Consider the following 25,304-nt stretch of genomic DNA (forward strand, 5'->3'; position numbering starts at 1 on the left):
TCGAAGATGTCGCCCGCCAGGCAAAAGAGCTCGAGACGCACCCCTATGATCGAGCCGGACCTCTCCCTCTCCGCCATCGAAGAGACGCAGAAATACTATAGCGAGGCGGCCAACCGCCCGAAGATCCTCGCGACGAGCGACCGCTCGCCTTACGTCTGGACGCATGTCTCAAACTTCTACGGCACGGACCTCGTCCTGCGGGACGGGCCGATCTCGCCGTTGCCGGAGCGGCCGGACGCCGCGATCGGCGCGATCACCGTCCCGTTCGCGGACGGAACGCGCCTGACGGTCGACGACTATTTCGCGGCCTCGACGATGGACGCGATGATCGTCCTGCGCGAAGGCGCGATTGTCTACGAGCGCACCAAGACGCTGCGCCCGTTCGACAAGCGCGTCTGGTTCTCGTGCAGCAAGACGATCGTCGCGACGATGATCGCGCTCCTGGAAGACGAGGGGAGGATCGACGTCGCGCAGCCGGTGAGCCTCTACCTGCCGGACCTCGCGGGCTCGGTCTGGGACAGCGTCACGCTCGACGAGACGCTCGACATGGCGACCGGGCTCGATTCCACCGAGCACGAGGAGCCGGACGCGCGCACCAACCCGATGCGCGGCTGGTACCAGTGGGCCGCGAGCATCGGCCTCTTCGAGGATCCGACCCGGCCCGCCGAGGGCCCCTTCGAGGTCCTGCGCCGCATGAAGCGCGAGAAGCCCGCCCACACGGTCTTCGAGTACAATTCCATCAACACGTTCGTGTGCCAGATGATCGTGGAGCGGCTCACCGGCGTGCCGCTCGCCGAGAGCTTCGGGGCGCGGATCTGGCGGCGGATCGGCGCGGCGGGCGACGGCTATTTCGCTCTCAGCAGACAGGGGCGGGCGCTCGCCTTCGGCTTCATGAACGCGTCGCTGCGCGACCTCGCGCGCTACGGCATGATCTTCACGCCGAGCGGGGCGAAATTCGACGGCGAGGCGATCCTGCCCGAGAGCGTCGCCCGGCGGCCGCACCGTGATCTGAGGCCGGACATGTACGACAAGGGCGCGTTCGGCGGCGTCATGGCGCGCGACTTCCCGCTTCCCGGCATCGCGAACCGTTATCAATGGGACATCGTCACGCCCGACGGGGACCAGTTCAAGGCCGGCCTCGGCGGGCAGGGGCTCTATATCTCCGCCCCGAACGACAGCGTCGTCGCTTTCTTCTCCACCGGCTCGCAGCGCGACGAGTCGCTCGGCGCATGGACCGCGCGCACGATCACGCAGACCTTCCGCTGAGGCGGCGCGCCTCAGCCCGGCACGTGGGCGCGGTGGGTGCGCACGAGGGCGGCGAGGCGCTTCAGATGCGCGGCGAGGAACTCGCGCGTCGGCTCGTGGATGAGACGCCCGGCCTCGTCGAACTTGTCGGCCGAGCCGCCGACCATCACTTCGGGACCGGCGAGCACGACGCCGTTCAGCACCACCAGGATTTGGCGCAGGTGATGGTTCGCGAAGGCCGCGCCGAGCGCGCCGCGGCTCGCCCCCATGATGGCGACGGGCTTGCCGTCGAACGGCTGGCTCGGCGGACGCGAGGCCCAGTCGATCGCGTTCTTGAGGAGCGCCGGGACGGAGCGGTTATATTCGGGCGAGGACATGATGATCGCGTCCGCCTCGGTCATCGCCGCGCGCAGCGCCGCGACGGACTCGGGATAGCCGGCGACGCGCACGTCGTCATTGTACATCGGGATCTCGGAGAGATCGAAAGGCTCGACCTTCATCCCCTCCGGCGCAAGCTCGACCGCGGCGTTAAGGAGCGCCGTGTTGAACGAGCCCTTCCGCAGGCTGCCGGAGAGGCCGAGGACACGGATCGGCGCGTCCGCGCCAGAAGATGAGGCTGTCGTCATGTCTGTCCACGCTGGCTGGGATGGGAAGGCTGCGCCTCCGCCGGCGCGACGCCGGAGGCGGGGGTGACGCAGGCGGCGAGTTCCGGGGTCGCAACGCCGCGCTCCATGAGGATGCACGACGGCGGGAAGGATTGCACGATGGCGATGCCGCGTGCCTCCAGCGCATCGCAGAAGCGGGCGAGCCGGTCGAGCATCCTGGCGATGAACGGATCGTGGAGGACGAGGAGGGACCAGTCCTGCGCATCGAGCGTCGCGAGCGCGGTCTCGAGCCAGGCTTCGTGCGGGGGGCGGAAGTCGCCGGGCACGTTGTTCCAGGTGATCACGGTGTAGCGGTTCGCCGCAAGATAGGCGACGGCGGCGGGGCTGAGGAGATGCGGGCCGAGCGCGCCCGCCCCATTGGGGCGAAAGAGCCGGTCGGGGTGGGCGAGCGGGCCGATCAGCCGCTCCGTCTCCCCGATCTCGCGCGCGACCCGCGCCGCGTCCCCCTCGCGGCCGAGCGGCGTCCCGTGGGAGAGCGTGTGGTTGCCGATCCAGTGGCCTTCCCGATGGGCGCGGCGCGCAAGCGCGAGCCCCGCCGCGTCGAGCCGGTCGCCGACGACAAAGAAGGTCGCCTTGATCGACCGCTCGCGCAGGAAGTCGAGAAGCGGCTCAGTCGCCCCTGGCTCCGGGCCGTTGTCGAAGCTGAAGGTGAGCCGCTTCATGGCCGCGCGACCCGTGCGAGGCCCGCCCTGCGGCAGCGTTTCGGGGCAGCGGTGGGGGCGGGTGTCTTCTCCGCCGTCGCCTCGCGTGGCGTCCGCGCGGCGTGGCGCCACGCGCCGGTCGCGCGATCGTTGTCGACGAGGCGCTCAACGGCGGCGTCGAGCGGCGCCGTCGCGCCCGGCTGCCGGCCATCGTCGACGTTGAAAGTAAGCTGCATGGCCGTGCGACCCGCGAAGCCTTCCCAGCGGCGGCGTATCGGGGTTCCGTGGGCGGGCGGTGTCGTCTCCGCCGTCGCCTCGCGTTGCGCTGGCGCGGCGTGGAGCCGTGCGCGGGTTGTGCGACCGTAGCCGACGACGCGATCGACCGCGTCGAGCGGGCCCGTCGTGCCCTGGTGCGGGCCGATGTCGAAAGTGAAGGTAAGCCTCTTCATGGCCGTGCGACCCGCGCGAGGTCTCCCCTGCGGGGGAGTTTCGGGGTGCGGGTGGGCGCAGGAGCGGCTCGTCGTCTCGCCATCGCGCTGCGACGGCGCGGCGTGGCGCCGCGCGCCGGTCGCGTCGAGCGGCTCCGTCTCGCCCGGCTGACAACCGTTGAGGAAGCTGAAGGCGAGCCGTCTCATGGTCGTGCGATCCGAGCCAGACCCGCCCTGCGGTGGCGTTTCGGGGCCGCGGTGGCGGCGGGGGCCGGGGTGGGTGGTATCGTCTCCGCCGTCGCCTCGCGTTGGGTCAGCGCGGCGTGGAGCCGGGCGCCGGTCGCGCGATAGTGGGCGACGAGGCGCTCGACCGCGGCGTCGGCGTCGCGCGCGAGCGCCGCCTCGGCGATCCTTCCATGCTCGGCCGCGACGTCCCGCTCCCCGGACGGGTGGAGGCGGGCGAGGAAGCGGTAGCGGTTGTTCTCGTCGTGGAACTGGTTCGCGAGCCGCAGGAGGAGCGGCGAGCCGCAGCCCGCGACGAGGCTCATGTGGAAGGCCTTGTGAAGGCGCTCCCATTCGAGGTCGATCGCGCCGTCCGCGCCGAACCGGTCGCGCGAGGCGAGGCGATAGCGCGCGAGCACGATCCCCTCCTGCCAGTCCGGCCCGCCCCGCGCGATGGCGAGGCGGAGGGCGCGCTCCTCGGTTGCGCAGCGCACGGCGAGAAGCTCCTCGAACTCGCCGGCCGCGACCTGTGCGACGCGGAAGCCACGCTGCTCGACCCGCTCCACGAGCCCGTCCGCGGCGAGCATGCTGAGCGCCTCGCGGATCGGCGTCGCGCCGAGCCCGTAGCGGGCGCGCAGCCCCTCGATCTTGAGCTTCGCGCCCGGCGCCAGATGCCCCTGGATGATGTCATCGCGCAGGCGGGCGCAAATCTCGCCGGTGCGCGAGCGGGACGCGCCGTCGCCAGCGCGCGCCGTGTTCGCCGGATCGGAACCGGCGCGCGTCAGGCTGGCGCCCTCTCGGCCGCGACCGGGTTCGTGAGCGTCCCGATCCCGTCGATCTCGATCGCGATCTCGTCGCCGGGGCGCAGGAAGACCGGCGGTTTGCGCGCGTAGCCGACACCCTCGGGCGTGCCGGTCGCGATGAGGTCGCCGGGCTGGAGCGTCATCACCTCGGAGAGGATCGCGATCGTGCGCGGGACGCTGAAGATCATGTGCGCCGTGTTGGAGTTCTGCATGATCGCCCCGTTGAGGCGCGAGCGGATGCCGATGCCGGCCGCGCCCGCCGGCAACTCGTCCGCGGTCACGATCCACGGGCCGACGGCGCCCGTCCCGTCGAAATTCTTGCCCGCCGTCCACTGCGTGGAGCGGCGCTGATAGTCGCGCACGCTGCCGTCATTGAAGATGGTGTAGCCGAAGATGACCGCCCCGGCCTCCTCCTCCATCACGTGACGGCATTCGGTGCCGATCACGATGGCGAGCTCGGCCTCATAGTCGAGCTTGTCCGAAGCGGTGGGGACGATCATGGGCGCGCCGGGACCGATCAGCGAAGTCGCCCCGCGCATGAAGAGGGCCGGGTAGCCGGGCAGCTCGTTCCCGCCTTCCTTCGCGTGGTCGGCATAATTGAGGCCGAGGCAGATCACCTTGCCGGGGTCGGGAAGAGGGGAGAGGAGATCCACCGCGCCGAGCGGCCGGCCGGATGCGCCCGCGATCGCCGCCTCGATCTCGCTTTGGAGCACATCGCCCCCCGCAATCACGTCGCGCATCGTGCGCACGGCGGGGAGGGCGGCGGTGAGGTCCACGACCGTGTCTTCCCCGACGAGCGCCCCGACCCTTGCTCCGGCCTCGGAGCTGAACATCACGTAGCGCATCGGTGGCCTCCGCCTTGCTGGTTTGGATCAGAGAATATCGATATTTTCCACAATCGCCATTGATTCTCGTATTCTCGATTTTTGGTTTGGTGTCCGGTGCGCCGCCGGGGGCCTCCGGCGGGCTCGGGCTCACCAACAATCAGGGCCGCCTGATCGCCGGAGCCGCCGTCGCTTTTTCCCCCTGGCAGCGGAGGCGGTGGGCCGCAAGGGCAAGCGGCTGCGCCGGCCTTCGGCCCCTTGCGGCCCACCGCCTCCGCCGCCTGATCGGGGGCGCGACGGCGGCTCCGACGATCAGGCTACGGCGGTGCCGTGTTCGCCCTTTGTCGGGGGCGTCATCCGGTCATTGCATCTCGGCGCGCACGATCGCGGCGCCTGCGGCCATCGCCTTCATCTTGCCGAACGCGACGTCGCGCGGGAGATATTTGAGGCCGCAATCAGGGGCGACGACCACCTTGTCGGCATCGACGTGCGGGAGCGCACGACGGATGCGCGCGGCGATCGTCTCCGGCGTCTCGACGCTGTGGTCCGACAGGTCGAGCACGCCGACGAGGATCGTCTTGCCGCGCACATTTTCGAGGACCGACGTGTCGAGATCGGCCTGCGCCGTCTCGATGCTGATCTGGTCGCAGGTGCAGTCCTTCATCTGCGGCAGGAAGGAGTAGCCCGCCGGCCGGCTCTTCGTCATCGCCGCATAGCCGAAGCAGATGTGGACCACCGTCGTCCCCGCCGCGCCCTCGAGCGCCGCGTTCAGCGCGTCGAGCCCGTATTCCTCCGCAAGCTCGGGCTTGGCCTGCAGCCACGGCTCGTCGAGCTGCACGATGTCGGCCCCGGCGGCGAAAAGGTCGGCCATCTCCTCCCTGACGGCCCGCGCATAGTCCATCGCCGCGTCGGCGACGGACGCGTAGTGGTCGTTCTGCGCCTGCTGGCTCATCGTGAAGGGGCCGGGGAGCGTGATCTTCACCTTCCGGTCGGTGTGCGCGCGCAGGAATTTGAGGTCCTCCACCTCGATCGGGTGGGCGCGGCGGATCGGGCCGACGATGCGCGGCACCGGGACGGGCGCGCCCGAGCGGGTGAGGACGGTGCCGTAATTGTCGAGGTCGAGCCCGTCGAGGGCGGTGGCGAAGCGGTTGGAGTAGCTCTCGCGCCGCACCTCGCCGTCGGTGATGATGTCGAGCCCGGCTTCCTCCTGCTCGCGGATCGCGACGCGCGTCGCGTCGTCCTGCGCCTCCTTCAGGAACGGGTCCGGAATGCGCCACAGCTCCGCCGCGCGGGTGCGGGGCGGGTACTGGCCCTTCAGCTTCTCGCGGTCGATGAGCCATTCGGGCTGGCAGTAGCTGCCGACGAGGGTGGTGGGGAACAACATGGATCGGTCCTTTGTGACGGCGGGTCGGCCCGTCAGGCGAAGAGATTGCGGTCCTGGCCCGCCGCGGCGAACAGATGGTCCCGGCTCGCCTCGAGCTCGGCGCGAAGGCGGCCGATGTCGACGCCGAGGAGCCGGCCGCGCCATTTCCTGACCCGGCCCGCGACGAGCACGGTGTCTACGTTCGAGCGGTCCATCAGCGTGACGACGGCGCCCGGCACGTTGTTGAGCGGGGCGACGTTGAGGGCCTCGGCGTCGAGGAGGACGATGTCCGCCTCCTTGCCGGGAGTGAGGCTCCCGGTCCTGGCCTCGAGCCCCAGCCCCTTCGCGCCCGCGATCGTCGCGTGGCCGATCGCGTCGATGCACTGCATGAGGTCGGGATAATCGCTCGCGCCGGAGAGGGCGGCCTCGTTGACGCTCATCCGCTGGAGGGTGATCAGCGCGCGCATCTGGGTGAAGAAGTCGGCCGTCATCGTGCACTCGACGTCCGAGGAGAGCGACATCGTCATGCCGAGATCGCGCGCCTTCTGGATCGGGGGCGTGCCGTGGCGCATGTGCATCTCGATCGGCACCGCGAGCGAGACGTGCGCCCCCGCGTCGGCCGCCGCCTTCCAGGCCATGTCGGACATGCCGGTCATGTGGATGAAGATGTTGTCGGGGCCGAACGCGCCGGAGGCGGCGAGCTGGTCGAACGTGTCGCGCATCCCGAACGTGCCGACGACGTGGAGCGCGATCTTGAGGCCGAGCTCGCGCCCGATCTTCCAGGATTCCTCGGCGCCGGGGAGGTAGATCTCGCCGCCCATCGCCATCGTGAGGAGCTGGTCGTCGGAGGCGAAATATTGGGCGCGGAGGCGCGCCGCGTCGCCCGGATATTTCGCCTTGTCGCCCCACCCCTCGAAATAGCCGAAGACGGCGCGGCGGCCGGCATCCCTGAGGCCCGCGATCGCGGCGTCCGAATGTTCGGGCGAATGGTGGATCTGCGAGACGTCCATCACCGTGGTGACGCCCGCATCGAGCTGGGCAAGGCCGCCGAAGAGCTCGCTGATATAGACGTCCTGCGGCCGGTAGACCATCGAGAAGGATTGCAGGATCGTCTCGTAATAGTTCCTGGCGTTCGCCGGGCGGCCGTCATTGATGAGGATGCCGTGGGCGAGCTGGCTGCGCAGCGCCGTCTCGAACTGGTGGTGGTGGGTGTCGATGAAGCCGGGCATCACGATCTTGCCCGCAGCCTCGATCAAAGCTGCGTCGGGCGCCTCGATCGCGGATCCCACGGCGACGATGCGCTTGCCTTCGACGAGGACGTCACCCGTCGCGTAATTCCCGACCGCCGGATCCATCGAGAGGACCGCGCCGCCGCGGATGAGGAGGCGGCGGCCCGGCGCGCCGATGCCGTCGGGAAGGTCTTCGCCGGCGGCGGGGTGGGGCGCGGGGGCGCTCGGGGCGCTCGGGGCGGCTGCGGCTGCGGCTGCGGCCGGCATCGCGCCGAGGGGCGCGGCGGCGGCGGCGGGCGCGCTGGCGGACGGGTCTTCCAGGCCGGGGTCGCACATTCGGCACATCGGTCGGGGTCCTTGAGGCTGGGCGTTCAGGGGGCGCAGAGGACCGCGCGCAGCATGGGATGCCGTGCGATCTGGTGGGAGACGTGCATCGCGCTCTCGCGCAGCGCCGGCAAGCGCTCGCGCACCATCGCCTCGGGCGTCACGAGCCCGGTATAGCCGGAGCTGTTGAGCGCCGCGATCGTGCGGCCCTCGCCGTCGCGGATCGGCACGGCGAGCGCGGTGATCCCGTAGTCGAGCTGGTCAACGGTGGTCGAATAGCCGTCGGCTGCGACGCGGAGGATCTCCTGGCGCAGGCAATCGCGGTCGGTCAGCGTCTTGGAGGTGAGGGCGACCGGGTCGAACGTGTCGAGATAGGCCTCGCGCGCATCCTCCGGGAGGGCTGCGAGGAGGACGCGGCCCATCGAGGTCGCGAAGGCGGGATAACGCGCGCCCGCGACCGCCATCGCGCGCCGCGCGCGCTGGACGGAGTGGTGGGCGAGATAGACGACGCTCGTCCCGTCGAGCGTGCCGATCGAGGAGGCGTCGCCGAACGTGTCGACGAGGGTCCTGAGGTCCGGCAACAGGATCTCGTCGATCCGCGCGGCGAGATAGAAGGAAGAGCCGAGCGTCATGATCTTCGGCTTCAGGTGGAAGCGCTTCGCCTGCCGCCCGACATAGCCGAGCGCCTCCAGCGTGAGGAGCGAGCGCCGCGCGGCCGCCGGCGAGAGGCCGACGAGGCGCGCGACCTCCGACAGCGTCATCTCCGGCGCGGAGCGGCCGAGCGCCTCGAGGATCGCCATGCCCTTGGCCAGCGCCTCCACGAAGTCCGTCGACCTGACCGCCCCGTCGCCCATCGATGTCAGCCTTCCGGCGCCAGCACGAAGTCGAACTCGCACACGGCGTCGGGCGCCTTCTCGAGGGTGAGCCCCTCGGTGTGGGCGGGCTTGGCGGGCACGATCTTCGTGATCAGCGACTTGCGCACGCCGAACACGGCGTCGTTGTCGATATATTCGGTGTTCTCGAAGAACACCTCGGTGATGATCGAGTTCATGCCCGGCGCGCGGACCATGTAGTGAAGGTGGGCGGCGCGCCATGCGTGGCGGTTGCCGGCGCGCAGGAGCTTCCCGACCGGCCCGTCATAGGGGACCGTGTAGGGCTTCGGCAGGACGGTCGTGTAGTAGTAGCGCCCTTCGGCATCGGCCTCGAAGATGCCGCGCAGATCGTACTTGTCCTGGCCCTTCTCCTGCTCCTGGATCGGGTAGGTGCCGGTGGCGTCGGCCTGCCATGTGTCGACGATCGCGCCGGGCAGCGGGTTGTGGAGCGTGTCCGTGACCTTGCCCTTCACGAGCACGAGCACACCCTCTCGCCCGTCCGACAGGTCCGCGCCGAGCGCCTTTCGGGGCGCGGCGTCGAGATAGAAGGGGCCGAGATTGGAGCCCTCCGTCGCCCCGCCCTTGCTGTTCACCATGTCGACGAGGGCGGAGAAGCCCACGACGTCCGAAAGCAGGATGAACTCGTGCCGTTCCGGCGTGGAGATCTTCCCGCAATCATAGAGGAAGTTGAGGATTCCGAGCCATTCCTGCTGCGTGAGATGATGCTCGCGCGTGAAATCGTGCAGATGGTCGATGAAGCCGTGGAGCAGGGTCTCGAACCGGCTTCCGGGCTCGGTCTTGAAGGAATTCTTCACGGCCTGGGTGACCGTGAACTGGTTGATATCCCGCATTCTTTGTCTCCCCCCGCGGACATCTCGCTGAAGCGGCCGGATCGACAGTGTCCGGGCGCCGTTCGATTGTCCGACGTGCAATTTTTTCGAAGCATTCGCGCTTCTGCCCGATTGCGATCGGCGGCGAAGCGTGTTCGCTTTCTCACTTGACGCAATCGTATGGGGCGGCAATTCTTTCGACAATAGAAAATAATTTCGCATTGCGAAAAATAAGGGGGGTCGCCACGCGCACAGACAAGCAGCGCCGATGACGGCGATCGCCTGCGCGCGGCAGCCGCCCGCATAGAAGAAACGACCACAATAACAAACAAACGGGAGGAACCATGAAGACGATCATCTGCGGCGCCATGTTGGCGACGGCCGTTGCGGCGATGCCGGCGACGGCACAGGAGACCATCAACCTCACCGTGGCGGCCAGCCATCCGCTGGTCGTGCCCTGGGTGGGGATGATCAAGTCCCATTTCATGGCGAAGACGGACGAGATCCTGGCCGGGACGGGGAACTACAAGATCGAGTGGAACGAGGCCTTCGGCGGCACGCTCTACAAGGCCAACGCGACGCTCACCTCCGTCGAGGAGGGGATCACGGATGTCGGATGGGTCTTCTCGTTCCTGGAGCAGGCGAAGCTGCCGCTGAGCCAGGCCTCCTCCAACGCGCCCTTCGCGACCTCCAACCCGCCGGTGCTCCTGGAGGTGATGGGGGAGCTTCTGGAGACCAACGAAGCGTTTCGCGAGGAGTGGGAGCAGCACAATCTGAAGGTCGTCGGCCTCACCGCGACGGACCTTTATGACATCTATACCAAGCAGCCTCTCAGCGGGATCGACGACATCGACGGGATGAAGATCTCGGCCCCCGGCGTGCTCGGCAACTGGCTGCGCGGGACCGGGGCCAACGCCGTCGACGGCGCGCTCACCACCTACTACACCGACGTGCAGACCGGCATCTCGGACGGCGTGCTGACGCTGGCGCTCGGCGCGCTGCCGATCAAGATCTACGAGGTCGCCCCCTTCATCAACCGCTTCGACGGGGGCTCGGCCTTCTCCGGCGCCGTCGCCGTCAACCGCGACACGTGGGACGGGCTTCCCGAGGAGGTCCAGAACGCGATGATCGAGGCGGGGAAATATTACACCGTCGCGCACGGCCAGGATCTCGTGGAGCGGCACGAGGCGGCGCTGAACAAGATGGTCGAGCTTGGCGCGAACCAGAACCCGCCGGTGCAGATCGTCGAGATGCCCGAGGGCGAGACGCTGAAGTGGGTGAACAAGCTCCCCGACATCGCCGAGGATTGGGCGGCACCGCTGGAGGCGCGCGGCATCCCCGCCCATGAATTCCTCTCCGCCTATCTCGACGGGCTGCGGGCGCGCGGCGAGGTTCCGGCCCGCAACTGGGACGAATAGGGGAGGTGGTGACCGACACCGGTCGAACCCCCGGCGCGCACGGCGCCGGGGCGCCTGTCGAGTCCGTCCTGGAGCGCGCCTGGCATCGCCTCGTCGAGGCGTTCGCCGTGCTCGGGACGGCGATGATCGGTGTCCTGATGGTGATCATCTGCGCCGACATCGTGGCGCGGAACGCGATGGGCGCGTCGCTGCCACTGGTATCGGAGGGCGGGGCGCTTCTCCTCGTGGTGCTGGTGGCGCTCCAGCTCGCGGCGACGGTGCGGGCGGGGCGGCTCGCTGGGACCGAAGTGATCCTGGAACCCTTGAGCGAGGCCTACCCGCGCGCCGGTGCGATCCTGTGCGCGCTCTTCGACCTCGTCGGCGCGGTGGTGTTCGGCACGATCGCGTGGGCGACGGTGCGCATCCTGGAGAAGGACCTCGCCTCGGCCGAGTTCATCGGCATCACCGGGATGGGGACGCTGCCGACCTGGCCCTTCCGCGTCCTGATCCTTCTCGGCTTCGCGGTCGCCGCGATCGAGTTCGTCGTCCAGGTCGTCGCCGGCCTCAAGCGCGCCTTGCGGAGCCGGCCATGAGCCCTGTCGAGATCGGCTGGATCGCCATCGCCGCGCTGGTGGTGCTGATCCTCCTCGGGATGCGGATCGCGGTCGCGATGCTGACCGTCTCGTTCGTGGGCGTCGCCCTCATCCGCGGCGACACGGTGGCGATCCGCATGATGGCGCAGGTCGCGAACGACAGCCTGGAAGAGTATCTCTTCGCCGTCGTGCCGCTCTTCGTGCTGATGGGCCTCCTCGTCACCGTCTCGGGCGTCGGGCGCGACACGTTCGACGTGTTCCAGAGCCTGATGCGCCGCGTCCTTGCGGGGCTTGGCCTCGCGACGGTGTTCGCCAACGCGGTGTTCGCCTCGATCACCGGCATCTCGATCGCTTCGGCGACGGTGTTCAGCCGGATCGCGGTGCCCGAGATGCGCCGCCACGGCTATTCGCGCAGCTTCGCGACGGGGGTCGTCGCGGGCTCGTCTGTGCTCGGGATGCTGATCCCGCCCTCGCTTCTGATGATCGTCTACGCGGTGCTCGCCGAGCAGTCGGTCGGGCGGATGTTCCTTGCCGGCATCGGGCCGGGGATCGTGCTCTCGCTGGTCTTCTGCGTCACCATCCTCGCGATGGCGCGCTGGCGCCGTTCGCTCGTGTTCGAGGCGGCGCCGGACGCGGCCCGCTTCGAGGTGATCGGGTTCGGGCAGATCGTGCGCAAGGCGATCCCCATCCTGGTGTTGATGACCGTGGTGCTCGGCGGCCTCTATGGCGGCTTCCTCAACCCGACCGAGGCCGGGGCCGCAGGCGCGTTCGGCGCGCTGGTGATCGCGATGCTGCGCCGCTCGCTGAACCGACGCTCGTTCTGGAATCTCCTCGTCGAGACGGGACAGATCACGGTGTCGGTGCTGCTCCTGATCCTCGCCGCGACCTTCTTCAGCCGGATGCTCGCCCTCTCGGGCGTGCCGCGCGAGCTCGCCGAGACGCTGCTCGGCGGCGGCCTCGGCCCGCACGGCTTCCTGCTGATCTACATCCTTCTCATCGTCGCGCTCGGGTGCCTGATCGATTCGATCTCGATCATGCTCATCATCCTGCCTGTCGCGCTGCCGGTGGCGGAGGCGGCCGGGTTCGACCTCATCTGGTTCGGCGTCATCACCGTGATCGCGGTGGAGATCGGGCTCCTCACCCCGCCCTTCGGCCTGTCGGTCTACACGATCAAGTCCGCGATGGACGACGCGGACCTCAAGGTCGGCGAGATCTTCCGCGGCGCGGCGCCCTTCGTGCTGGCGATGCTGGTGACGCTCGCGATCATCGTCGCCGCCCCGCCGATCGCGACCTGGCTTGCGATGCTTTAGCGGGGGGGACGGCGCGCCTTCGTCAGCCTCCGCCGGCATCGATGGCCGCGCGGGTCGCCTTCAGCAGCGTCTCGGCCTCTGCGTGACCGGCGGCGGTGCTCGCGATCGTGTCGAGCTGCACCGCCGCAGCGCCGAGGTCGCGCGCCTCCAGTCCCTTGCCGGACCCGAGGAGGATCGCGATTTCCAGGGGCCAGTTCTGCGTCGGATCCGCGCCCTCGAAATAGGCGGCCGCCATCGCGTAGGCGAGCGCCGTGCGGTGGGCGTCCGCGTCGAGGGCGCTCTGGAAGCATTCGGCGAGGGATGCTCCGCTTCCCGCATCTTTGAGCGCCTTCTTCACGCGGTAAGCCAGAATGTCCTGCGCCTCCGCCTCGGCCGCCTCTCTGGGCGACGTCCCCGCACGAGGGGGATTGGCGCGCTGTTCCGCGCTCCAGGTGGGGCACAGCGCGGCGAACTGGGCGCGAAGCGCGTCCCGCCTTTCGGCATTCGCCGCGAGGGCGTTCTCCGCGCGGATCGATTGGTCTTCCAGCGCGGCGTCGTAGAGGGCGTGCGCGTAGGCCGTGCCGTCGAGCACGTCGAGCGCCGCGAGGATCGCAGGGATCTTGGGGTGAGCGCCAACCTCGCCCGCGCTGGCCAGCGCGGCCTTGGCCTTGGCCATATCGCTCGCGCCGAGGGCGCCTGATCCGTAATAGGCCGCGAGCAGTCCGCCGCCACGCTCTCCGCCGCTGCGCGCGTTGAGGAGGGAGGCCCAGATGATGCCCGACCAATCGAGGCCGGCGGCGACCGTCACACCGACGCAGACATTGATGATCCCGTCCGCCTTGTCGGGATCCTTGATCATCTGACCGAGCGCCGCCGTCGCCTCGTCGACCGCGGCGAGCTTCTCGGCCGCCGCGATGTTGGGGTCGGCGAAGAACCCCCTCGCTTCACGGCCCGCGCATTGGGCGATCGCGCGCCTCGTCTTCTCCTGATCGCGCGCGTGCATCTTCTCAAGCTGCGGGCGGTAGCGGCGGCGGTAGTCCGCGAGGACGGTCGCGAGCAGGTTTTCCGCGTCCCGCCGCGCCTCGGCGATCGCCTGTTCGCTTGGCGGCGCCGGTGAGGCGGGCCAGGCCGGCATAGGCGCCAGGACGAGAAATCCAGACAGAAGAAGAAAAGGTGCGCTTCGCATGTCTTCCCCTCGTCGTTTGAGGTGAAAAGGTTATTCCAAGATTATGCGATGGTGAATGTTCCTCGCGCCAATTGGTTCGCAGTCACCGACAATTGACCGATCTTCCGCGCGATTATAGATTTTCGCTGGCGACTGGGCTGGTTTGGGGACGAACATGGTCGCGTTCTCGGATTCCGCAAAGCCATACAAGTGGTTGGGTATACTGGCCGCGACTTGCTTCGCATTCCTCAGTGCGATGCCGGGCCGAGCCGCCGCGGACACCGTGGTCCACTATTCCGAACGCGAGATCGCCTACGGATGGTGTGCCGGCGGCCGGCCGAGCACCCTCGATTCCTGTGCGCGCAACTGGTGCCAGAAGGGCGGGGGGACGGACTGCCGGGCCGTCGTGCGGTGCGGCAATGGCTGGGGCGCGATCGCGCGGCCGCAAGCGCCCGCGCGGGGCATCTCGATCGTCTGCGGCATGTCGAACGCCGCGGCGGTCCGCCTCTACACCCTCTTCCAGTGCACGGTCGCCGCGAACACGCTCTGCCACGTCGATGTCTCCTTCAGGGGGAATGGCAAGCGGACTTCGCAGGACGACAACCGCGCGTTCGAGCGGACCTTCGCCATCCAGACCCTGTTGCGGACGCTCTCGGTGCCGGGGGCGGGCGCACTCGACGGCAAGTACGGGCCGAAGACGAAGGCCGCGATCGTCAAGTTCCAGGCGATGGTGGGCCTCCCCGAGGACGGCCAGGCGACCGATGCGCTGCTTGGCGCGCTGATCGAGGCGACCGGCGGGCAGGCTCACCTCGTCGCCACCATGGGCGATTTCTTCACCGAGGGGTGGGCGAAGGACCACCCGATCCCCGCGGGCTACGGCTACGTGAAGATGGTGACGACCGTTCCGCGGCGCCCGTTCCACGAGGTGATCGGTGACCTGCCTCAGGACCAGCGCCTCGCGCGCCTCTCGATAATGGTTCGGGCGCGCGATCTGCCGTGCGCGACCCCGGCCGTGGGAGCGGAACGCAACGGCACCGTCTGGACCGTGCGCTGCAGGTCGCGCGACTACCGGATCGAGCAAGCCGACAACGGGCAAACGACGATCCGCTACCATATCGGCGACGAGGGCCGGACGCCGGCCGATTCCGAGGTGAAGGCGACCGAGGACCTCCTCAACGAACTCTTCGTCGGCACGACGCTCGCGTCGATGGCGGACGATTGGATCGAAGAAGATCAGTTGAAAGCCTATGTCGAACAGATCCACGCCAGAGCGAGCGCGACCGATCTCGCCGCTTGTGGCGAGATCGAAGCGAGGATCCCGGCGCTCTCCGGCGACGCCCCGCCTGCCGTTCGGCTGACGGGGCTCTACGACGCGGCGGATCGCGAACTTCGCGCGTACCTCGAGAAGCAGTCGGACGAAGCGGTGACCGACAGAGAACTCATCGCGATCCTTCAGCGCTACTCGGATTGCGCGTTTCTCGCCCGCTTCGAGAAAAGGCCGTGGGCCGCGCTGTTCAACATCATGATGCTGGCCGAACAAGTTCCGTTTCTCGGCCTCTATCCGAGCGTCATCCTCAGCTCCGGCGAACTCGGCGTGACCGACTTCAAGCGCGTCAGGCTCTACGCCGAACGGGCGAAGGACGACCCGAATCCGGACGCGGACTGGTCGCGCAAGATCCTGCCGCTGTTCATCGATCTCTCCCTGAAATAGGGCCGCCCCCGCCGCTCACCGCCCCCCGAAGAGCGCCAGCCCCGGTGTGTCGACGGAGGCGCGCAGCAGCGTCCCCGTCTCCGACTCGGTGATGAAGAGTTCGGTATTGTCCGCGCCGCCGAAGGCGACGTTCGTCGTGTGGGATCCGAGCGGGGAGACGATGCGGCGCTGCGGCTCGCCGGCCGGGGTCATGTGCCAGATCGTGCCGAGGCCGATATGGCAGATGACGAGGCCGCCATCGCGGTCGATCGCGATCCCGTCCGGACCCTGTCCGCCCGAGAGCTGGATGAAATTGCCCACCTTCGCGACGCCCCCGTCCGGCAGGAGCGGCACGCGCCAGATCGCGTTGGCGCGCGTCACCGCGACGTAGAGGACATTGTCGTCCGGCGACAGGACGAGCCCGTTGGGGCTCGGCACGTTGGAGAGCAGCAGCTCCGGGCTCTGGCCGGGGCGCACGCGGAAGACGCGCCCCGTCGGGTCGTGGAGCCCCGTCATCCCCTGGTCGGTGAAGTAGAGGTCGCCGGTGGAGGAGAAGGTGAGGTCGTTCACCGCCTTCAGCCGCTCCAGATGGTGGCGCTGCATGAAGGGGGTGATCCGGCCCGTCGCGGGGTCGAACACCATGATGCCGTTGCGATAATCGGCGATGAAGAGGCGGCCGTCCTCGTGGAAGGCGAGGCCGTTCGGCTCGCCGTCATAGGTCAGCATCACCTCGAACGCGCCGTCGGACGAGACGCGGAAGAGGCGGCCATAGGCGATGTCGACGCACCACAGATTGCCGGCGCGGTCGAAGGCGGGACCCTCGAGGAGGGAGTGCTCGGGCTGGTGCCCCGGCTGGCCGTCGCGCCATTCGGACGGCTCGCCATGCATGCGGAGCGCCTCGGGGAGGCGGGTGAAGACCGAGGCTTCGGATCTGGGAGGAGGAGCAAACACGTGTGGTCCGATCACCGGAGCTAGCGCATCGCCTGCGGCAGGAGCAGCGCGATTTGCGGTTCGACATAAAGGAGGAGGCAGAACGCCACGATGATGAGGGCGTAGGGCATCGAGGAGCGCCCGATCACCCCGAGCGGGGCGTTGCTGATCGATTGGACCGCGAAGAGGTTGAGGCCCATCGGCGGGGTGAGGGCGCCGAGCTCGATGAGGAGGACGAGGACGACACCCATCCAGACCGGGTCGTACCCCATCGCCTGGAAGACGGGGAAGAGCACCGGCACGGTGAGGAGCATGATCGACAGCCCGTCGATGAACATGCCGATCACCGCGTAGAGGACGAGGAGGAGGAGGAAGAAGGCGAACGGCCCGATCCCCGCATCCGCCATCGCGCCCGAGAGGCCCCGGCTGATGCCGGAGGTCACGATCGCGAAGCTGAGGAACTGGGCGTTGATGGTGATGAACATGACGACGCAGCTCGTCACCACCGCGTTGCGCAGCGCGTCGACCAGCGCCCCGACCGAGAGCTCGCGATAGGCGAGGCCGAGGATGAGGGCGAGGGCGCAGCCGAACCCGGCCGCCTCGGTGGGCGTCACGACGCCCGCATACATCCCGCCGATCACCGCGAGGATGAGGAGGGCGACGGGTGCGCTATCGATGACGCCACGCCAGCGCGCGCGCGTCCGCTCCTCCGCCTCGGGCGGCGGGGCGAGGCGCGGATTGAGGATGACGCGCGCGGCGATATAGAGCGTGAAGCAGAGCGCGAGGAGGAGCCCCGGCAGAATCCCCGCCATGAACACGGCGAGCACCGAGGTCTGCGTGATCGAGGCGTAGACGATCATCGGGATGCTCGGCGGGATGAGAATGCCGAGGCAGCCGCCGCCGGTCAGCGAGCCGAGGGTGAGGACGTCGCTATAGCCGCGCCGGCGCATCTCCGGCACCGCGACCGTGCCGATGGTGAGGGCGGTCGCGACGGTCGACCCGGCGAGGGCGGAGAAGGCGGCGCAGCCGACGATGTTGGTGTGGGCGAGCGCCCCCGGCAGACCGCGCAGGAGCACCGCGATGCCGTTATAGAAGCGCCGCGCGAGGCCGCTGCGCAGGATGATCTCGCCCATCAGCACGAAGAGCGGGATCGCGACGAGGGTGAAGCTCGTCGTGGTGTTCCAGATGATGTCGCCGAAGGTCGGCCACATGCGCGTGCCGCTCGCGAGCGTGACGCCGATGATGCCGACGAGGCCGATCGCGGTGCCGATGAGGACGCCGCCGAACAGGAACGCGCCGAGGAGAACCCCGTAGAGGAGGAGGGCCGTGGTCCAGTCCATGTCGCGCCCCTACCGCCCGGCGCCGAAGATGCGGCTCAACAGTTCCTCGGCGAAGGACAGCGCGAGGAGGGCGAAGCCGACCGGGAGCACGGCCTGCGGGATCCACAAGGGCGTCGTGGAGGCGAAGGCGGAGCCGGAGTTGAAGAGCCAGCTGAGCGCCCACGTCTTGTAGCCGGCATAAGCGGAGAAGGCGCACAGGACGAGGCTCGCAAGGCTCGCGACGGCGAGCGCGACGGGACGGCCGCGCCGCCCCATCAGGCCGAGCCCGAATTCCACCCGCAGGAGCGCCCCCGCCCGGTGGGCGTAGATCAACCCGGCGAGGATCACGAACGCGAAGCCGTACCCGCCATACTCGTCCGCGATGAGGGTCGAGACGCCGAAGAGGTAGCGGCTGACGATCTCGACATTCATGAGGCCGAACACCAGCGCGAGGACGATCATCGCGAGTCCCACGAGGAGGTGGGCGACGATGTCGAGTGCCCGGCGCAGGCCGCGCAGCCAGGGCGGCAGCGCGGCGGGGTCGATCGTGTCGGAGATGGCGGGGGCGTCCATCGGGGCAAGCCTCGGTCGGCTCAGTCGGCGCAGGCGGCGCTGACCTTGTCGAGCAGCTCCTTGGCGATGTCGCCGTTGGCATCGGCCCAGGCCTGCCAGATCGGCTTCGTGGTCTCCTGCGCGGTGGCGAAGTCATCGCTGCTCGGCGTGACGAGCGTCATGCCGGCGGCGGTGAGCTTGTCCGCGGCGGTCGCGGCGGCGGCGTCGATCGCTTCGCGGAACTTGCCTTCCCAGGCCTCGGCCGTCTTCGTCAGCGCGTCCTTCGTCTCCGGCGAGAGGGCGTCGAACGCGGACTGGTTCACCGCGATGAGCTGGTCGGTCATGGTGAAGTTCAGCATGTAGCCGTAGTCGGCCACCTCGTAGAACTTCCAGTCATAGGCGGGGATGACGGCGGTGATCGCGCCGTCGACGACGCCGCGCTGCAGGGCGGGGATGACTTCGGCCGGGGTGATCGCGACGCCCGACGCGCCGAGAAGCTCCAGCATCTCCACCTGGATCTTGTTCCAGGTGCGCACCTTGCGGCCCTTGAGGTCGCCGATGCCCTCGACGCCGTCGCGCAGCCACACTTGCTGGGGCGGCATCGTCCACCCGGCGAGCGCCTGCACCTTGAACTTGTCCTCAAGGCGCGCGTTGAAGATCGGCAGCGCTTCCTTGATCGCCGCGTAGAACTGGTCGGTCGACGTGCAGATGAAGGGGAGGCCGAACACCGTCAGCTCCGGCACGTCGCCCGCGACCGGGCCGAGGCCGAGATCGGCGATCTGGACCTGATTCGTCGCAAGCGCCTTCAGGACGTCGGTGTTCTTGTAAGGGAGCTCGCCGGCGGAGAAGACCTCGATCACGAGGTCGCCCTTGGTGGCCTCTGCAACGTCGCTCGCGAAGGCGCGATAGAGCTCGGTCGGCTTGTCGTTCGTCGCGAACGGCGTGAACAGCGACCATTTCGTTTCCGCGTGCAGCGGGCCCGTCATCGTCAGGAGCGCCGCGCCCGCGATGAACGTGAATTTTCTCAAAGACACAGTCCGTTCCTCCCTGTTCACGACCGCCGATCGCCGCGCGCCTTTGCCGGTGCGGGGTGCGGTGGTCCGGCCGGCTGATTCGTCCGGCTCTCTTGCGATCATTTGATCGATGGTCGATACATTATCCGAGTCCGTGGGGGTGTCAACGCGCTTGTCCTGGGGCGGGCGCGGTGCCCGGCGGACAGGGTTGTCGGGCCCGGATCCGACGCTAACATCGCGCAAACGCGGGCGAATCCGGCACCCGCGTCGGGTCTGCCAAGGGTGTTGCGAATGGACAGTGCGGTGAACGAGGAGCAAACCGACCGGCGGCTCGACCTTGCCGCGCGGGCGGCGTGGATGTCCTACGCGCGCAACCGCACGCAGGATCAGATCGCCCAGGAGCTCCAGGTCTCGCGCCAGGTGGTGCAGCGCCTGATCGCGCTCGCCCATCGGGCGGGGCTGATCGAGTTTCGCCTCAAGCACACGCTCACCGAATGCATCGAGCTCGCGGAGACCCTCAAGGACCGCTTCGGCCTGCGCTATTGCGAGGTCGCGCCCAACGAGCGCGTCGCGCCGAACGAGGACCTCGTGACGGTGGGCGCCCTCGCGGCGCAATATCTGGAGACGGTGCTGCCGGGGCGCGAGCCGCTGACGCTCGGCGTCGGCAACGGCAAGACGATGCGCGAGGTCTCGAACCATCTCGGCCGGATGGACCGTCCGAACTGCCGGTGCGTGTCGATGATGGGCAACCTCACGCGCAACGGGAAGGCGAGCCACCACGACGTCGTCACCTGGATGGCCAACCGCCTCAACGCCGACTGCTATCCGCGCCCGATGCCGGTGGTGACCGAGACGGTCGCCGAGTGCGAGGTGCTGAAGGCGCAGCCCGGCTACGCGCGGATCAGCGAGCTGATCGCGCAGGCGAACCTCCTCATCATGGGCATCGGCCACTGGGGGCGCGACGGCGCGCTCGTCGCCGACGGCTTCATCACCGAGGAGGAGGCGCACGAGGCGGTGGAGAGCGGGGCCGTCGGCGAGTTCCTGGGCTTCGCGATCGATGCCGGCGGCGCGGTCATCGAGGCGAGCTATCACGCGCGGCTCACCTCCTACTTCCCCGAGCCCGACCAGGAGCGGCCGGTGGTGATCGTCGCCTCCGGGCATCTGCGCGTCGCGGCCGTGCGCGCGGCGCTGACGGGGCGGCTCGCGAACGGCCTCGTCACGGACGAGAACACCGCCCGCCTCCTCATCGCCGACGGGGGCCGCTGAGCGCCGGCAGACCGTCCCGCGCGGCTCCGGATGCGATTGTGCCGCGCCGCTGTTCTGGCCCATCATGGCGGCAACGCGCGGGGATGCGCGCGACGCGGCCGCCCGGCCCGCGTCCGAAGAAGACCTGATGCCGCCTCACCCGATGCGGACACCGGCTCACCTGGAGGAAGCTCAATTGCTCGGCTCGATTGAAGGACTGTTCGTCGTGGCGCAGACGCCGTTCCAAGAGGACGGCGCGATCGACCTCGACAGCGTCGACACGCTGAGTGCGTTCTACCACAAGCACGGCGCGCGCGGTCTCACCGTGCTCGGCGTCAGCGGCGAGGCGGCGAAGCTGACGCCGACGGAGGCGGTGGCGGTCGCCTCGCGCTTCGTGACGGCCTTCCCGTCCGGCCCGGTGATCGTCGGCGTCTCCAATCCGAGCCTTGCCCAGCTGGGCGAGCTGACGGACACGGTGATGGCGGCCGGGGCGGCGGGGGTGATGATCGCGCCCGCCGGATCGGTCCGCACCGACGAGGACCTGATGCGCTATTTCGATGCCGTTTTCCGCCGCATCGGAGACGTGCCGGTCGTCCTCCAGGACTTTCCCTTCTCCTCGGGCGTGAAGATGTCCGTCCCGGCGATCCTGCGCCTCTTCGACGAGTTTCCGAACATCGAGGTCATCAAGGAAGAGGACCTTCCGAGCTGCAACAAGATCTCCCGCATGAAGGCGGAGATGCGGCGCCCCTTCCGGATCCTCACCGGCAACAACGCCCTCTATCTCACCCATGAGATGGAGCGTGGGATCGACGGGCCGATGGCCGGCTTCTCATTCCCCGAGGTGCTGTCGGGCGTCTACGACCTCATGGTCGCGGGCAAGCGTGAGGAGGCGCACGACCTCTTCGACCGCTTCCTGCCGCTGATGCGCTACGAGGCGCTCGGCGAATGGGGCATCGCGGTGCGCAAGTGGATCCTCCACCGCCGCGGCGCGATGGCCTCGCCCGCGATGCGCCAGCCGGGGCCGGCCCTCAACGAGACGGACCGTGAGGAGATCCGCTTCCTCGTCAACCGGATCGGCCTCGCCGACGCGCCGGACCTATCCTGACATCATCGTCCGCGCCGGCCCGCCAGAATCTCCGCCGCGCGGGCGCGGGCCGGCGCGGACGACCTCGTCGACATTCTCCGTCAGCATCTCCAGGAACGCGTCGGTGAGCGCCTGGCGGCGGCGCCCGGCGGGGAAGAGGAGGGCGAGGGTGAACTCGATCCGCGGCTCGAACGTGCGCACGGCGATCTCGCTGGGGTCGTACTCGAACACGCAGAACGGATCGACGACCGACACCCCGTACCCGTAGCCGACCAGCGTCACCGCGCTGACGGACTGGGCCGTCTCGATCTGGAGGCGGCGCTTCACGCCCTCGCGCTCGAACGTGCGGTCGATCTCCTGGCGGGCGCGATCCTCGTTGCCGAGCGAGATGAAGGGGAGGTCGGCGACGTCGGCCGCGTGGATCACCTCGCGCGCAGCGAGCGGATGGTCGCGCGGCACCGCGCACACGGCGCGCAGGTTCGACAGGCGCACCGTCTCGACCCCCGACCGGTCGCCCTGGAGGAGGCCGATGCCGATATCGGCCTGGTTGGCGGCGATCCAGTCTACCAGCGTGCGCGAGCGGCGGCTCTCGAACGAGACCTGCACGTTTGGCCGATCGCTGCAAAAGCGCGCGACGATCTTCGGCAGGAACCGGTTCGCCATGGCGGGGAAGGCGGCGATGTTGAGATTTCCCCAGCGCTGGGCGCGCAGGTCCGAAGCGACGCGGCCGATGCTCTCCACGCTCACATAGAGCCGCTCCACCTCGCCGAAGAGGATCTCCGCCTCCCGCGTCGGGGAGAGGCGATTGCCGTGCCGCTCGAACAGCGTCAGCCCGCAGGCCGCCTCCATGGCGCGGATGAGCTGGCTCATCGCGGGCTGCGAGATGTTCAGCACCTCCGCGCCGCGCGTCACGCTGCCGGTCAGCATAACCGCACGGAAGGCTTCAACGTGCCGGACGTTCATCGCGCGCTCCCTTTGCCGGTGCCGCAAGGTGCGGGGACCGCGCCCTCATGCGCCTTTGGAGCCTTTCATGCACGGATGAGACCCACAGGAACTGCTTTATCAAGTCCAATTGGTTCGTACCGTTGCATGGGTGTCCCCGGAGCGCGGCCCGGTCGGCCGGATGATGAGAGCATAAGAAGGACGAATGCGAGGCGTAAGTGAATTAATTGGACAACCTCGAACATCAGGTGATGTAATTCTCTGAATCATCTGCTCGACGATAAGTCCCGGGGCCTTGTGAGAGTGCCGTTCCCGGCTATGGAAGCGCTTATAGCGTAAGCAATTGCGTACAGTTTCAGCAACAGATGGCATCTGAGCGCGCGGCGTAGCGTGTGTTGATGTGGCATGGCGAGCAACGTCTTCTCGTCATGGTTGCTGGGCGCCAGACAACCTTGACGCGACTACATCACACATCGGAGAACTGAGATGAAGAAGTTCGATCCTGCAAAGTCTATCGCCTTGGCGTCGGTTGCTTTGCTTTCGACCGTGTCGGCCGCCGCGGCCCAGAACCTGACTGTAACGATTTATGGCGGCAGCTGGGGTGACGCGATCACCAAATGCATCACCGAGCCGTTCGCGGCCGAGACCGGCATCACGGTGACGCCGGAGCCGGGCACCTCCTCCGTCACCCTCGCGAAGCTGAAGCAGCAGCGCGACGCGCCGGCGATCGACGTCGCGTGGATGGACGGCGGCGTCTCCGAGCTTGCCGAGGCCGACGGTCTCGTCGCCGCGCTCGATCCGGCGGAACTGCCGAACATCGCCGGGATGTTCGACCAGGCCGTCTACAAGAATGCCGACGGAGAGATCTTCGCGCTCGGGACCGGCTTCTATTCGCTCGGCCTCGTCTACAACACCGACGAGATCTCCGAGCCGCCGACCTCCTGGGAAGACCTGTGGTCCCCGGATTATGCGCGCCTCGTCACCGTGCCGAGCCCGTCGAACGCCATGGGCGCGGCCTTCTTCGCGCTCGTCAACAAGATGGAGGGCGGCGAGGCCGGCGACTACGGGCCGGGCGCCGCGAAGATGAAGGCGCTCGACGTCTCCTCCTATTTCGACGCCTCCGGCAACGCCAGCAACGCGTTCGAGAGCGGCGAAGTCATCATCGGCGCGCACTATGCGTCCGCCGCGTGGGCGATCGCCGACAAGGGCCTCCCGATCGGCTACGCGATCCCGTCCGAGGGCGCGCCCTCCGGCGACATCCGCCTCCACGTCGCGGAAGGCACGCCGAACGCCGAGGCCGCCAAGAAGTTCGTGAACTTCGCGGTCGGCAAGGAGCCGGCGGCCTGCATGGTCAACACGCTCTATGTCGGCCCGGCGACCAAGGGCGTCGAGGTCTCCGACGAAGCGCGTCAGCGCCTGCCGTGGGGCGCCGACGGCTCGATCGAGAACCTCGCCATCACCGACTGGGTCGAGGTGAACGCCAATCGCGAGAAGATCACCGAGATCTTCAACCGCGAAGTCGCCGGCGGCCGCTGAGCGGACCGGCCCACAACACCCTATGGAGAACACGATGCGCGATGATCTGATCGTGGTGGACCGTCTAACCAAGCGCTACGGTCAGTTTCCCGCGCTCCTCGACGTGAATCTCAGGATCAAGCAGGGCGAGTTTCTCGCCCTGCTCGGCCCCAGCGGCTGCGGAAAGACGACGCTCCTGCGCACGATCGCGGGCTTCGTCGACCCGACCGAAGGGGAGATCCTGATCGAGGGCACGCCGATGTCGGCGGTTCCGCCGAACCGGCGTCCCGTCAACACCGTCTTCCAGCACTACGCGCTCTTCCCGCACATGACCGTCGCGGAGAACATCGCCTTCGGCCCGCGCCGCAAGCGCCAGGCGAAGGCGGAGATCGCCGGCATGGTGGAGGACGCGCTCGAAATGGTCGGGATGGGCGGCTATGGCGACCGCCGCCCCGGCGAACTCTCAGGCGGGCAGCAGCAGCGCATTGCGCTCGCCCGCGCGATCATCAACCGCCCCAAGGTGCTCCTCCTCGACGAGCCGCTCGGTGCGCTGGACCTCAAGCTGCGCAAGCGGATGCAGATCGAGCTGAAGCGCCTTCACGAGCAGCTCGGCATGACCTTCGTGTTCGTCACCCACGACCAGGAGGAGGCCCTCGTCATGGCCGACCGGATCGCGGTGATGGAGCAGGGGCGCCTCAGCCAGCTCGGCACGGGCGAGGAGATCTACCGCCAGCCGAACAGCCGCTATGTCGCCGACTTCATCGGCGAGGCGAACCTTCTCGACTGCACGCCGACCGCGAGCGGGGGCGTGACGCTCACCGCCACCGGCCAGCCCTTGCCTTATTCCGCGGCGGGCGCGACGGAGCCGACCCTCATGATCCGCCCCGAATGCATCGAGCTCGGCGCTGGCGGGGAGGGCGCCGTCACGATCTCCGGCACCGTGCGCGACCGCATGTTCCTCGGCGCCTCCGTGCGCCTGATGGTCGTCCTCGCCGAGGGCGTCGAGATCGCCGCGCAGCCGCACGCCGTCGCCGACGTCGAACGGCTGGAGCCCGGCCAGTCCATCTCTCTCCATTGGCGCACCGAGGACGGCCGCATCCTGCCGGCCTGACCGGCAGCGACCC

Annotated in this window: 24 protein-coding genes; 9 read left to right on the forward strand and 15 right to left on the reverse strand. The window is 68.6% G+C overall.

Annotated features, from left to right (window positions below; genetic code table 11):
* Positions 1-45: 45 nt before the first annotated feature.
* Positions 46-1,266: a serine hydrolase domain-containing protein gene (locus tag DBV35_RS10085; protein ID WP_157961663.1), complete on the forward strand. Its 1,221-nt coding sequence runs from the start codon at positions 46-48 to the stop codon at positions 1,264-1,266.
* An 11-nt stretch (positions 1,267-1,277) separates the two neighbouring features.
* On the opposite strand, the gene DBV35_RS10090 is transcribed toward DBV35_RS10085, so the two are convergent.
* The 9 genes from DBV35_RS10090 to DBV35_RS10130 all read right to left on the reverse strand — a co-directional run bounded on the left by DBV35_RS10090 (position 1,278) and on the right by DBV35_RS10130 (position 9,467).
* Positions 1,278-1,871 carry an NADPH-dependent FMN reductase gene (locus DBV35_RS10090; RefSeq protein WP_108660017.1) on the reverse strand — a complete coding sequence of 198 codons (594 nt, stop codon included), beginning with the start codon at positions 1,869-1,871 and terminating at the stop codon, positions 1,278-1,280.
* Positions 1,868-2,572, reverse strand: coding sequence for a polysaccharide deacetylase family protein (locus DBV35_RS10095; protein WP_108660018.1), 705 nt, complete (start codon positions 2,570-2,572; stop codon positions 1,868-1,870). The genes DBV35_RS10090 and DBV35_RS10095 overlap by 4 nt, the downstream gene beginning before the upstream one ends.
* Entirely contained in the window at positions 2,569-3,186 is a 618-nt protein-coding gene (locus DBV35_RS10100) for a hypothetical protein (RefSeq protein ID WP_108660019.1), read from the reverse strand. The genes DBV35_RS10095 and DBV35_RS10100 overlap by 4 nt, the downstream gene beginning before the upstream one ends.
* Entirely contained in the window at positions 3,183-3,986 is an 804-nt protein-coding gene (locus DBV35_RS10105; RefSeq protein ID WP_281262230.1) for a GntR family transcriptional regulator, read from the reverse strand. The genes DBV35_RS10100 and DBV35_RS10105 overlap by 4 nt, the downstream gene beginning before the upstream one ends.
* Positions 3,983-4,849, reverse strand: a complete 867-nt coding sequence (locus DBV35_RS30875; protein WP_108660020.1) for a fumarylacetoacetate hydrolase family protein — start codon at positions 4,847-4,849, stop codon at positions 3,983-3,985. Before DBV35_RS30875 ends, DBV35_RS10105 begins: the two co-directional genes overlap by 4 nt.
* A 340-nt stretch (positions 4,850-5,189) precedes the next feature.
* Entirely contained in the window at positions 5,190-6,212 is a 1,023-nt protein-coding gene (locus DBV35_RS10115; protein ID WP_108660021.1) for a uroporphyrinogen decarboxylase family protein, read from the reverse strand.
* 32 nt (positions 6,213-6,244) lie between these two features.
* A complete protein-coding gene (locus DBV35_RS10120) occupies positions 6,245-7,756 on the reverse strand; it encodes an amidohydrolase family protein (RefSeq protein ID WP_205648538.1) in 1,512 nt (503 codons plus the stop codon).
* 35 nt (positions 7,757-7,791) lie between these two features.
* Positions 7,792-8,598 carry an IclR family transcriptional regulator domain-containing protein gene (locus DBV35_RS10125; RefSeq protein WP_108660022.1) on the reverse strand — a complete coding sequence of 269 codons (807 nt, stop codon included), beginning with the start codon at positions 8,596-8,598 and terminating at the stop codon, positions 7,792-7,794.
* Between the two features lie 5 nt (positions 8,599-8,603).
* Positions 8,604-9,467: a dioxygenase family protein gene (locus DBV35_RS10130; protein WP_108660023.1), complete on the reverse strand. Its 864-nt coding sequence runs from the start codon at positions 9,465-9,467 to the stop codon at positions 8,604-8,606.
* 323 nt (positions 9,468-9,790) lie between these two features.
* Between DBV35_RS10130 and DBV35_RS10135 the strand changes: the two genes are divergently transcribed.
* From DBV35_RS10135 to DBV35_RS10145, 3 genes are read left to right on the forward strand one after another with little or no spacing between them, the layout of a single operon-like run.
* A complete protein-coding gene (locus DBV35_RS10135; protein ID WP_108660024.1) occupies positions 9,791-10,864 on the forward strand; it encodes a C4-dicarboxylate TRAP transporter substrate-binding protein in 1,074 nt (357 codons plus the stop codon).
* Positions 10,865-10,872: 8 nt separating this feature from the next.
* Positions 10,873-11,436 carry a TRAP transporter small permease subunit gene (locus DBV35_RS10140; RefSeq protein WP_205648539.1) on the forward strand — a complete coding sequence of 188 codons (564 nt, stop codon included), beginning with the start codon at positions 10,873-10,875 and terminating at the stop codon, positions 11,434-11,436.
* Entirely contained in the window at positions 11,433-12,746 is a 1,314-nt protein-coding gene (locus DBV35_RS10145) for a TRAP transporter large permease (protein WP_108660025.1), read from the forward strand. The genes DBV35_RS10140 and DBV35_RS10145 overlap by 4 nt, the downstream gene beginning before the upstream one ends.
* A gap of 22 nt (positions 12,747-12,768) precedes the next feature.
* Here DBV35_RS10145 and DBV35_RS10150 read toward each other — a convergent pair whose 3' ends face one another.
* On the reverse strand, positions 12,769-13,860 hold the full coding sequence (locus tag DBV35_RS10150; protein ID WP_108660026.1) for a hypothetical protein: 1,092 nt from the start codon (positions 13,858-13,860) through the stop codon (positions 12,769-12,771).
* Positions 13,861-14,173: 313 nt separating this feature from the next.
* On the opposite strand from DBV35_RS10150, the gene DBV35_RS10155 reads away from it, so the two are divergent.
* Complete coding sequence (locus tag DBV35_RS10155; RefSeq protein WP_205648540.1) at positions 14,174-15,601, forward strand: peptidoglycan-binding protein; 1,428 nt, start codon at positions 14,174-14,176, stop codon at positions 15,599-15,601.
* A gap of 15 nt (positions 15,602-15,616) precedes the next feature.
* Here the strand turns inward: DBV35_RS10155 and DBV35_RS10160 are convergent, their stop codons facing one another.
* The 4 genes from DBV35_RS10160 to DBV35_RS10175 all read right to left on the reverse strand — a co-directional run bounded on the left by DBV35_RS10160 (position 15,617) and on the right by DBV35_RS10175 (position 19,409).
* Entirely contained in the window at positions 15,617-16,468 is an 852-nt protein-coding gene (locus DBV35_RS10160; protein ID WP_108660028.1) for an SMP-30/gluconolactonase/LRE family protein, read from the reverse strand.
* Positions 16,469-16,551: 83 nt separating this feature from the next.
* Positions 16,552-17,850, reverse strand: coding sequence for a TRAP transporter large permease (locus DBV35_RS10165; RefSeq protein WP_108660029.1), 1,299 nt, complete (start codon positions 17,848-17,850; stop codon positions 16,552-16,554).
* Between the two features lie 9 nt (positions 17,851-17,859).
* Complete coding sequence (locus tag DBV35_RS10170) at positions 17,860-18,402, reverse strand: TRAP transporter small permease (RefSeq protein ID WP_108660030.1); 543 nt, start codon at positions 18,400-18,402, stop codon at positions 17,860-17,862.
* A gap of 20 nt (positions 18,403-18,422) precedes the next feature.
* Positions 18,423-19,409 carry a TRAP transporter substrate-binding protein gene (locus DBV35_RS10175; protein WP_157961664.1) on the reverse strand — a complete coding sequence of 329 codons (987 nt, stop codon included), beginning with the start codon at positions 19,407-19,409 and terminating at the stop codon, positions 18,423-18,425.
* A gap of 288 nt (positions 19,410-19,697) precedes the next feature.
* On the opposite strand from DBV35_RS10175, the gene DBV35_RS10180 reads away from it, so the two are divergent.
* Positions 19,698-20,660, forward strand: coding sequence for a sugar-binding transcriptional regulator (locus DBV35_RS10180; RefSeq protein ID WP_170134904.1), 963 nt, complete (start codon positions 19,698-19,700; stop codon positions 20,658-20,660).
* Between the two features lie 175 nt (positions 20,661-20,835).
* On the forward strand, positions 20,836-21,744 hold the full coding sequence (locus DBV35_RS10185) for a dihydrodipicolinate synthase family protein (RefSeq protein WP_205648541.1): 909 nt from the start codon (positions 20,836-20,838) through the stop codon (positions 21,742-21,744).
* Here the strand turns inward: DBV35_RS10185 and DBV35_RS10190 are convergent.
* Positions 21,736-22,686: a LysR substrate-binding domain-containing protein gene (locus DBV35_RS10190; protein WP_108660032.1), complete on the reverse strand. Its 951-nt coding sequence runs from the start codon at positions 22,684-22,686 to the stop codon at positions 21,736-21,738. The two genes, DBV35_RS10185 and DBV35_RS10190, sit on opposite strands and share 9 nt — an antisense overlap.
* Positions 22,687-23,151: 465 nt before the next feature.
* Between DBV35_RS10190 and DBV35_RS10195 the strand changes: the two genes are divergently transcribed.
* Both DBV35_RS10195 and DBV35_RS10200 read left to right on the forward strand, forming a co-directional pair.
* Positions 23,152-24,201, forward strand: coding sequence for an ABC transporter substrate-binding protein (locus tag DBV35_RS10195; protein ID WP_108660033.1), 1,050 nt, complete (start codon positions 23,152-23,154; stop codon positions 24,199-24,201).
* A gap of 34 nt (positions 24,202-24,235) precedes the next feature.
* The gene (locus DBV35_RS10200; protein ID WP_205648542.1) at positions 24,236-25,291 is read left to right on the forward strand and encodes an ABC transporter ATP-binding protein; all 1,056 of its coding nucleotides are present in this window, start codon (positions 24,236-24,238) and stop codon (positions 25,289-25,291) included.
* The last annotated feature ends 13 nt before the right edge of the window (positions 25,292-25,304 follow it).

Source organism: Acuticoccus kandeliae (genome assembly GCF_003073115.1).